The organism is Pseudomonadota bacterium, assembly GCA_026388275.1.
Taxonomy (GTDB): Bacteria; Desulfobacterota; Syntrophorhabdia; order Syntrophorhabdales; family Syntrophorhabdaceae; genus JAPLKB01.
In genome coordinates this window covers 67,131-77,152 of record JAPLKB010000010.1, presented here as the reverse complement: position 1 = coordinate 77,152, position 10,022 = coordinate 67,131, and the positions used below count along the sequence as shown (strand labels likewise).

Genomic DNA, 10,022 nt, shown 5'->3' with positions numbered 1-10,022 from the left:
CTCGAAGTTGCCGCTTGGTCTGATAAAACTTTGATTTGTCCGGGTCATTTCTCCTCCTTTTCTTTTAAGAAAAAGCAGAATAAATAATGATCCTTAGCAGTCTAACGGTCAATAAATTTTGTTACGTATAGGTAGGTGAAAAATAAATCACCCAGTTAAGAGTAGAAGGCGCACATTTCAATCCGTAGTCTTTGCCTCTGGGAAACCACGCAGTTGCTTCTTTGTACGTGTTATAAAAAACCATACCAATAATAATATAAGAGACACATTGCTATTGATAATCCTTGCCTTTCAAGAAACAGTAAAGCCGCTTGCACGCATTAATCCTCACACTTGCGGAACAGGTTTTTTCATTGGTTTTATTGGCACAATCTCTGGGTTGGTTACAGGCGTCTCCATGATTTCATCAAATATGGTAAAAAAGTCAGGACTTCCAAGGTTAGCGGCAAAGAGATATCCCTGGGAAACAGGAAGTTTTCCGTTCGTACGGTTTAATCACGACAGCGGAGTGACAATTGCCTCCCGAATTTTAGAAACCAGTTTTAGAAGTGATATCGTGCGGAACAAGGCAGGATAAGACTTCTCGGAGATTTGGAGAATTGCGTTCACAGTGAACGCAAATGCTTCCGATACATCTTTTTGCCTCCGGTTGTAACTTACAAGTACACTCATCACACCATCCAAATTGTACCCTTTGTCAGGATGTTTTGCCTGAATATATGCAAGTATGCTCTGGCCTGATCTATGGGATTAAATGCCGCAACGTAGAAAATTCTTCGCACCGAGGGACGGAGTATTTGCCCGAAGGGAATGAAATGTCAGAAAAGTCCCGTAAGCAATCTATTTTATATAACGTTTTTCACTTTTTCTTGACTTGGGTAGGATGCTTTTATAGAGTTAAGGTAATCAAGGGATTGCGCGGAGGCGTACAACATGTACACCATACAAGACAGGCCGTAGATCGGTACCACTTGGGTAGAAAAAATCCCTGTCCGGACGGAATGACGGTGTGCAGATAAATGTAAGATGGTTAATAACAATGCAAAATTAGCTATTGTCAAAAGTTGCATGAAAAACAGGTTCGCAGAATGAATATATACAAGTTTTTACAAAGAGAAAACAGGGGGGAGAGAAAAAATAGGAAATGAAAATGGAAAAATTTGCTCCCTTCTTTATCCAGGATTCACATAATCGTATGTGCGAATCCTGGTTGAGTGGGCAGCGGCATGTCGGGGATTTTGCAGATGTGGATGGGCTGCAGCATGTTGGGGATTTTACAGATATGAATGGGCTGTAAGCTTTGCAAGCCGGAAGACCACCAATTGTGTCTCACCCCCACCCACACCCTCCCCCCTCCGAGGGGGAGGGGAAAAGGGAGAGGGGGCAATAATTGCTTCGGGGGATCGCAAGGCGAAGCAGACCGCCGCAGATCAATATCCCCGAACATGCCGCTGAGTGTCCAAGAGAAAAGAGCTAAAAATACTCAAGAAACAAAACATGATGAAAACTTTTGACATAACCAAATTTACATCAAGGAGAAATAATGCAAATGAAAGTTTTAATGGAAAGAAAATATATACTGCATCTGTTAGTTGCAGGATTTATTCTACTTTTTCTAACAGGAACAGCTTTTTCTGAAGAGGTATCCTTTGAAAACGTGATTGTCCTGGTGGCCGATGGCATGGGATCAACGCATACAACTGTTGCACGGTGGTACAAAGGGTCTCATCTTGCCCTTGACAGTATGAATCTGGGGGCTGTAAGAACCTATGGAGCAGATACACTCATCACCGATTCTGCATCAGCTGTAACTGCCTTTGCTACAGGACACAAGACATCCGGTAAACTGCTCAGCGTTTTGCCGCGATCTGTCACAATACCTGGGGTAAGCAGAATACCCGATAGTTTAATGTATAAACCTGTGGCAACGGTTCTCGAAGGCGCAAAGTTATCCGGCAGATCTGTCGGGATCATTGCCACATCCAACATCCAGCAAGCCACTCCGGCAGGATTTTCAGCGCATTGGCCTGACAGGAATAACTACAATGAAATTGCCGAACAACAGGTTTATTTAAACATGGACGTTGTATTGGGCGGAGGGAAAAAATATCTGGTGCCGAAAGGAAAGGGCGGTGCCCGTACTGACGGTGAAGACCTTGTAGAGGTTTTGAAGTCAAGGGGTTATGATTTCGTAGAAACAATAATCGCCATGCAGAACAGCACTTCGAGAAAATTATGGGGAATATTCGCCGATAACGATATGGCCTATGAATTTGACCGGAAAATATTCTCTCCAAAACAGCCGGCGCTTGCAGAGATGACAAAAAAGGCAATTGAAATACTATCGAATAATCCGAAGGGGTTTTTCCTCTTTGTTGAAGGAAGCAAGATCGATTGGGCTTCCCATACAAATGACCCCATAGGAGTAATAAGCGATGTTCTTGCCTTCGATGATGCAGTTAAGGTTGCCCTGGACTTTGCGCGGGCAAAGGGGAAAACCATGGTGCTTGCCTTTGCTGACCACAATACCGGCGGGATGTATATAGGAAATAAAGCAACCGATGGTACAGATTATAAACTCCCCTACGAGGCGGTTTTTGCCTCTTTGAAAAAAGCACGGTTAACAGGTGAAGGTCTTGAAAAGGTAATAGCAAAGAACTCCTCAGATGAACATATCAGAAAGGTCGTGGCGCAATACACCGGAGTGAATGATCTCACACAGGATGAGATTGATGCCATTAAAAAGGCAAAGCCGGGAGAAATGGGCTATGCCACAGGGCCGATGATCAGCAGGAGGGCTAATATCGGCTGGGCTACAAGTGGACATACAGGCGAAGACTTGTTTTTCTATGTTTACGGGCTCAATAAGTATATCGGCCTTATCGAAAATACAGATATTGCGCAAATAATTGCCAGGGGCATGGGTGTTGATCTGGCTGTTATAGATAGAGAGCTTTTTGTCGATGCTGAGGAGGTTTTTGGAAGAATCGGGGCAAATGTAAAGATAGAGAAAAAAGATTCTATAAATCCGGTACTGATAATAGAAAAGAAGGGCAGATATGCAGAGATGCCTTTTAGTAAAGACATTATTCGGATAGGCGCAGATCAAAAAGAATACAGGATGCAGGGAATAACGGTCTTTGCCCCGCGCACAAAGAAAGTATATATTCCCCAACAGGCAGTATCAATATTTGAGGGAGAAACAAAATGAACTCCCCGCTGCTCGAGAAACTGCATGAAGTTTCTTACATGAACAATCCTTAAAGCGGAGCGATCCGAGTCAGGCGCTATTATTTATCAAGGGGAAAAAGAGGGAGACAATTGTGCCGGTTCCCGGAGCACTTTCGACTTCTATCTTCCCTTGATGTGATTCCATAATTGTCTTGCAAAGGCTCAAACCCAATCCATATCCCCCGGTATGTTTGGATCGCGACTTGTCCACCCGATAGAAAGGTTCGAAGATATAGGGCAGTTCTGTTTCCGGAATACCGACACCCCGGTCTTGAATTTCAACAATTGCATATTGAGGATCTTCCTTCCACGAGAGTTTTACAGGCTCCCCGTCAGGAGAGGAATATTTGACGGCATTACTGATAATATTATTGAAAACAATTTTCACGAGCATGGGGTCGCCGTGGATGCAAGCATTGTCAGGAATATCACCGATCCTGATGCCCGGCTGTTTATTCGAATGGATTTCACAGATTTCACTAAGGAAATTTTTTACGGGTATTGATTCGATCTGCAGGCTCTCTGTTGTGTTCCTCAGACGTGCAGCTTCCAGTATTTCAGAGATCATTATTTCCATCTCCCGTATGTCGTCAATGACATTCTCTTTCGTCTGCCCGTCAGGCATTAATTCAAGGGCAACTTTCATGCGCGTTAAAGGAGACCGCAATTCATGACTAACATCAAGAAGAAGCTGATCTTTGGCATGAAGCATGTTTTGTATCCGAAGCGTCATATCGTTAAAAGCTTCTGCAAGCTGACCGAACTCCATCGTACAGCTTGTGGGCACCCGATGGTCAAGATGACCGCTGGCGACTTGCCGGACTCCTTCGGAAAGATATTTTACAGGTCTCAGTATGCGCCTGATTATAAGGTAAGCAATCAGAACAACAATCGTCAGAATAAAGACCAGCAAGATTATAAAAACTATCCTCCTTTTCTCAAGCGGCGGATGGGGATGAAAACTGAAGATATATGTGTCGGAGCCTCGAGACAGGGCGATAATATACTTTCCCTCTTTGAAAGGCATTCTTATAAAGTGGTTCTTCTGATCTGTTTTTAAATGGAGCATACTACTCGTGGGGATTTCATTCGATGTTGTCCAGGTCAGGTCCGGACTTTCGTAGCGTATCTGCAATGCAGCTTGCTTGACGATATTTTTTGCTCTTTCCATACTCGGCGGTGTTCCCAGGTCTTTAATTATATATTCAAGATACTGATCGATATTATGTTGCCAGGCACCTTTCAGAGATTCTCTTGCGCCATGAATAAAAAATACAGCTGCTATTAGATTTATGCTGATCCCGGCAACCAGAAGAGTAAGAAGTATTTTTGTAAAAACCGAATGGATAATCCGCTGGAATCTGTTATTTGCCATATTCACTTTCCTCAACGATAAAGACATATCCGGTTCCCCAGACTGTTTTGATGAATGAGGGCGATTTCGGGTCATCGAGTAATTTAGAACGGAGGCGGCTCATAACTACATCAACGGAACGGTTAAAGGCCTCGTATTCAATTCCCCGCAGGGCATCCATTATCTGGTCACGGCTCATTACAACGCCTGCATTATTTGCAAGTAAAGACAATGCCTGGAACTCCGTTGTGGTCAGATCAACAGGTTCATTGTTGAGAAGGACTGTCCGTTTCTGAAAATCTATAAAGAGGGGTCCGAACCACCGCTTAGAGGTCACTGTGGAATTTTCTGTCCGCCTGAGAATCGATTGAATCCTTGCAACCAGCTCCCTGGGTTCAAATGGTTTGGCAAGATAATCATCTGCGCCCAGTTCGAGTCCTACAATCCTGTCGGTAACTTCCCCTCTGGCAGTGAGCATGAGAATCGGCGTTGTATGTGATCGGCGTATCTGTTTGCATACCTCAAAACCGTTCATGCCGGGGAGCATTATATCGAGTATGATTAGTTGCGGCTGAAGCGTTTTAATCTTCTTCATCCCTTCGTCAGGATGGGTGGCGCTTTGGACGGAAAAACCGTAATTGCCGAGATAATCCTTCAGTAAACAGTTGAGTTTCTCGTCATCATCTATAATAAGGATAGTTTTCTTCAATATAGGCTCCAAAGTTCAGGAAAAAGGCGCCCGACACAGGGCGGCGGGCGCCTTTTTTGTCAATTCATGCAATCATGACGTTCTCTCAGATATTTCACAAGCTTTTCCTTTTGTTCAGGGCTGAGTGTGCTGTGGAACTTTACCAGTTTGTCTATCATCAGAGATGAGAATTCATCCATTCTGGCCTTTTTCTCATTAATCATTTTCTTGAGTTTTTCCTGGTCGATAGTGTCACTCTGAAGCAGGGTCAGGAATTCTTCTTTCTTGGACGCATGATTTTTCTTCATCTCCGCCATTTTTTTCTTCAATTCTTCTTTGATGCCATCAAGCTGTTCCTGCTGTGCTGCATTCAATTCCAGTTTAGATTTGAGCTTTTCAGTAATGCGGTCTACCATCCTTTCAGGTGTAGGGCGCTGGCATCCGGCGAGAAAAGCAACACACATCAAAAGAATCGGAACACATATTACTGCTGCATATTTTTTTAACATAGGTTCTCCTTTCAGGTAAATAGGGTATTTTGTCTTGATGATCCGCTGATATTCCAGCGTCCATCATCTTTTAAAAAGCTGATTTAAATTTTACCGATCACCTCCTTCCGGGTATTTTGGTACTGTCTGTATCATTTTTAAGCAGTCTCTTTTCATTCTTATGGTTTTTTTTGTCGATCAACGGCATGATTGGATTTCCTTATCAATCTTTCTTTAAAGGAGGTTAATACCCCTGAAGTGAACATTGCATAGTGACCGAGTCCTGCCATACTTAAGCGAAGCGGAACGTTCACGCCATAGCTTATTGAGCTTGTCTGCCGGAGACAACCCATTAGTGTTATTAACCATAAAAACAAATGTGGGATAAAAAATAGAATCTGCATTGCCATACAGAAGAAATACCATTTTTCTTTTGAAAATGTTTTTCACGAAAGTAAAAGTTTGTAACAAAGTGTAACATCATTGCTGGGAGCAGTGACGGGAACAGTACGTTATCTTCTGGCGGTTAAATTTGATGGTTTCGTAATAAATTGCGCGAAGGCTCTCTGCCAGATCCTGGCGGGTTCGTTTCCGATAGTCCTCCCCCCTTCAGCCATCAAGGATGTCTTCGAGAATATCTACGACACTCTCAACACACAGTTTGCATTTAGTATTCAGCAAGTCATTTTCTTTGAAGTATTGCTGGCCTTCTTCAGTGGTAAGTTCACATCCGTTCAGCAGCTTGCGGCAGATAAAGGTTCCATGTTTCTCAGAAAAGCGCTCCATCAGTTCCCTTGTCTTTGCATATGTCAGTTCTGTGGCCGTACGGTCATCGTTTTTACCTCTGCCGTATTTTAAACCTATGACCATGATCCCGCCGGTCACAGCTCCGCAGACCTCCTCTTTTCTCCCCATGCCCGCTCCAAATCCACATGCTGTCTTTAATGCGATGTTCTCATCAATCCCGAGTTCGTCACAGAAGGAATAGAGCACAGACTGGGCACAGTTATAACCTTCCAAAAACTTTGCCGCTGCTATCTCTTTTTTGGTTTTCATATATACTCCTTATATCAACACAAGAATGTTACTTATGCTCCCGTTCAGTCGGTTTTTTCTTGTACTCTCCCGCAAAGGTTACATTCATTCCGAACAGAGGAGGATCATTAAGGCAATTAAACTTATCCAAATCTTCTTCATCGCGTTTGTCATTCCATTTTTAGTCGAAAATTTAATATACAACATTACTTTTCTTTCAATATTACATGAGTTTTTCAGAGAAATGCAAGTACTAAATATATAATATCCTTGTACTATTTCTTTCACAATGTTCTCTTTTGATGATACAATAAGGCACCTGCTAATTTCTCCATGACGGATTTGAATAGATTCTTTTGCCTTATTTGCAACACCACTCCCTGTCCGGACAAATGTGAATAAATCGTATACAATTTTTAGAAATTTACTGGCGTATTTTCTTGACAATAAAGGAATAAAACGATATAAGAAAATTAAAATGTGTAACAAATTTAAATAATATGTAGGATAGGGGGTATGGATGTTAAAAGAATCATTAGTATCGGAGTTTCAAAAAATCGTTGGAAATGAGAACGTCCTTACAACACCGGAAGCGTTGAAGGCATACTCTTACGATGGGACTACGAGCTGGATCCACGAACCTGATTGCGTCGTATTTCCTAAAAACACAAAAGAGATCTCTGAGATCATGAAGATCGCCAATGCTGAAAAGATACCGGTAACCCCGAGAGGTGGGGGTACAAACGTAAGCGGCGGCTCGGTGCCGATCATGGGCGGCGTTGTCCTGTGCACCACTAAGATGAACACAATAGTGAAAATTGATAAGGAAAACCTGACGGCTACTGTTGAACCCGGCGTTGTGCTTCAGGACCTTACTATGAGACTGATGAAAGAGGGTCTGTTCTTCCCTCCTGATCCCCAGAGCTTCCTCGGCGCAACACTTGGCGGGATCATAGCAGAAAATGCCGGCGGGCCGGCCTGTGTAAAGTATGGGGTAACAAAACAGTATATCCTGGGTCTTGAAGTTGTGCTCCCTGATGGCAGGATTACGAACTTCGGCGGCAGGACATTGAAGAATGTAGTCGGTTATGATCTGCTACATATCTTTGTCAGCTCTGAAGGTACACTCGGCATTATCACAAAGGCAGAGCTGAAGCTCAACCCCATACCGCCTGCGAAGAAAACTATTATGGCCGTATATGCTGAAATAGCAATGGCAGGCGAAAGCGTATTCAGAGTACTGGAAAACGGGGTGATCCCGGGCAAGATTGAGCTTCTCGATAACTGGGTAATCAACAGGATAGAGGAGATGATGCCTATGGGACTTCCAAAGGATGCCGATGCAGTACTCCTTTTCGAATGCGACGGTATACCTGAAGCAGTTGAAAAGGAGACTGAAAAGATTGTCGAGATCACGAAAAAATACGGGGCTGTGGATGTCAGGGTTGCAAAAGATATGGATGAGGCAAACAAATACTGGATGGCAAGGAAGGCTGGTTTTGCAGCAGTCTTTGGAAAGGCGCCTACGGTTATGGCAGAAGATGTCACGGTTCCAAGGGGTAAGATTCCCGAGTTTATAAAAAGATGCAGGGATCTGGCAAAGAAATATGACGTTGAGATGTGCATACTGGGTCATGCAGGCGACGGTAACCTCCATCCTTCAATACTTTCGGATATAAAAAACAAGGACCTCTATGAAAGGTCATTAAAGGCTATGGATGGGATTATTGAGGGTGCTGTTGAAATGGGCGGTGTACTTTCAGGGGAACACGGCATAGGACTTGAAAAACAGAAATTCTTCAGGCGGGCTGTGGATCCTGTTGCCGTTGAACTGATGATCAAGATCAAGGCACTTATTGATCCGAACAATATCATGAACCCCGGCAAGATCTGGGATTAAGGGGGTTGAGCTTGAAAGACCTGACAGAGCTTAAAAAAATAGAGAAATTTGCTGACCAGTGTATGAAATGCGGTTTTTGCAGCTTTTTCTGTCCTGTGTATCAGGAAGAGAGGGTTGAAACTTCAGTTGCAAGAGGGAAAAACTACCTTGTAAGGCTTGCCCTGAAGGGAGAACAGGAATTTACCCCGGAGATGGGCGATATTATCGGGAAATGCCTCCTCTGTAAAAGATGCGCTGCCAACTGTCCATCGAAGACACAGATCGACAGGGTTGTCGTGGGGGCAAGAGCGCAGATGGTCAAGGACAAAGGACTTGGTTTTATTAAGAACTTTGCCTTCAGAAAGGTTATGGCAAACAGAAAAGCTTTCGGAAGATATCTAAAGCTGGCAAAGGCCTTCCAGTGGATGTTTCCAAAGACAGAAGGCAATATAAGACATTTGCCTGACTTTTTAAAGGCCCTCGGACATGGGAGAAACATCCCTACCCTGGCAAAGACTTTTTTACGCGATATGGTAAAGCCTGTATATAAACCGGTAAACGGTGAGAAACCGAAAATGAGAGTAGGTTTTTTCATGGGCTGTGCAACTGATTTCATATACCCTGAACTGGGGTTGAAGCTGATAGATTTTCTTACCAAACGGGGTATAGAGGTTGTTGTACCGGAGAACCAGAATTGCTGCGGCGCTGCCATTTATTTCAGCGGTGATTTTGAAACCGGCAGGATGCTTGCCGAAGAGAACATCAAGGCATTTAAAGACGTGGATTATGTTGTTACTGCCTGCGGCACATGCAGTTCAACGTTAAAAGATTATCAGAAATATCTCCCGGATAACGAAGATCAGCAGAAACGGTATGAAGCCTTTGAAAAGAAGATAAAAGACAGCACCGAGTTCGTCATCGACGTTATGAAGATTCCACCGGAAGACTTTAAATTAAGAAAGGAGTTTGAAGGCAAAACAGCCACATGGCATGATCCCTGCCACCTTATAAGATATCAGAATATTAAGGAACAGCCCAGGGCAATCCTGAAGGCATTGAAGGGACTGAAATATGTGGAGATGCCCAATGCGGATATGTGCTGCGGCATGGGCGGATCATTCAGCGTGTATCACTATGACCTTACGAAGAAGATAGCCGACAAGAAGATGGACGGTATCAAAGCAACAGGAGCGGATATTGTAGTTACTGCCTGCCCCGGTTGCATGATCAATTTGATAGACAACGCTCTGAGGAACAAGATGACTCAAAAGGTATATCATTTCTTAGAGCTTGTGGAGTAAAAATAAATTTAAAAAAGCTGACTTAAAAATACTTAAGGAGGGTTAA

The 10,022-nt window shown here is 43.4% G+C and carries 8 protein-coding genes; 4 read left to right on the top strand and 4 right to left on the bottom strand.

The features are described from left to right. Positions 1-1,144: 1,144 nt before the first annotated feature. The gene (locus NT010_02475; protein ID MCX5804923.1) at positions 1,145-1,297 is read left to right on the top strand and encodes a hypothetical protein; all 153 of its coding nucleotides are present in this window, start codon (positions 1,145-1,147) and stop codon (positions 1,295-1,297) included. Between the two features lie 246 nt (positions 1,298-1,543). After that, entirely contained in the window at positions 1,544-3,211 is a 1,668-nt protein-coding gene (locus NT010_02470; protein MCX5804922.1) for an alkaline phosphatase, read from the top strand. Positions 3,212-3,280: 69 nt separating this feature from the next. Here the strand turns inward: NT010_02470 and NT010_02465 are convergent, their stop codons facing one another. From NT010_02465 to NT010_02450, 4 genes are all read right to left on the bottom strand, one after another. Beyond that, positions 3,281-4,606, bottom strand: a complete 1,326-nt coding sequence (locus NT010_02465; GenBank protein MCX5804921.1) for a HAMP domain-containing sensor histidine kinase — start codon at positions 4,604-4,606, stop codon at positions 3,281-3,283. Further along, positions 4,596-5,294, bottom strand: coding sequence for a response regulator transcription factor (locus tag NT010_02460; protein MCX5804920.1), 699 nt, complete (start codon positions 5,292-5,294; stop codon positions 4,596-4,598). The genes NT010_02465 and NT010_02460 overlap by 11 nt, the downstream gene beginning before the upstream one ends. Before the next feature lie 59 nt (positions 5,295-5,353). Continuing rightward, on the bottom strand, positions 5,354-5,782 hold the full coding sequence (locus tag NT010_02455) for a Spy/CpxP family protein refolding chaperone (protein MCX5804919.1): 429 nt from the start codon (positions 5,780-5,782) through the stop codon (positions 5,354-5,356). 588 nt (positions 5,783-6,370) lie between these two features. Next, complete coding sequence (locus NT010_02450; protein MCX5804918.1) at positions 6,371-6,817, bottom strand: C-GCAxxG-C-C family protein; 447 nt, start codon at positions 6,815-6,817, stop codon at positions 6,371-6,373. Positions 6,818-7,316: 499 nt separating this feature from the next. On the opposite strand from NT010_02450, the gene NT010_02445 reads away from it, so the two are divergent. Next, positions 7,317-8,696, top strand: coding sequence for an FAD-binding protein (locus NT010_02445; GenBank protein ID MCX5804917.1), 1,380 nt, complete (start codon positions 7,317-7,319; stop codon positions 8,694-8,696). An 11-nt stretch (positions 8,697-8,707) separates the two neighbouring features. Further along, on the top strand, positions 8,708-9,976 hold the full coding sequence (locus NT010_02440; GenBank protein MCX5804916.1) for a (Fe-S)-binding protein: 1,269 nt from the start codon (positions 8,708-8,710) through the stop codon (positions 9,974-9,976). Positions 9,977-10,022: the final 46 nt, after the last annotated feature.

What these genes read in the sequence shown, in the direction of transcription:
- NT010_02445 (MCX5804917.1), top strand. Translation starts at nt 7,317, where the DNA reads ATGTTAAAAGAATCATTAGTATCGGAGTTTCAAAAAATCGTTGGAAAT.
- NT010_02455 (MCX5804919.1), bottom strand. Translation starts at nt 5,782, where the DNA reads ATGTTAAAAAAATATGCAGCAGTAATATGTGTTCCGATTCTTTTGATG.
- NT010_02465 (MCX5804921.1), bottom strand. Translation starts at nt 4,606, where the DNA reads ATGGCAAATAACAGATTCCAGCGGATTATCCATTCGGTTTTTACAAAA.
- NT010_02475 (MCX5804923.1), top strand. Translation starts at nt 1,145, where the DNA reads ATGAAAATGGAAAAATTTGCTCCCTTCTTTATCCAGGATTCACATAAT.
- NT010_02470 (MCX5804922.1), top strand. Translation starts at nt 1,544, where the DNA reads ATGCAAATGAAAGTTTTAATGGAAAGAAAATATATACTGCATCTGTTA.
- NT010_02450 (MCX5804918.1), bottom strand. Translation starts at nt 6,817, where the DNA reads ATGAAAACCAAAAAAGAGATAGCAGCGGCAAAGTTTTTGGAAGGTTAT.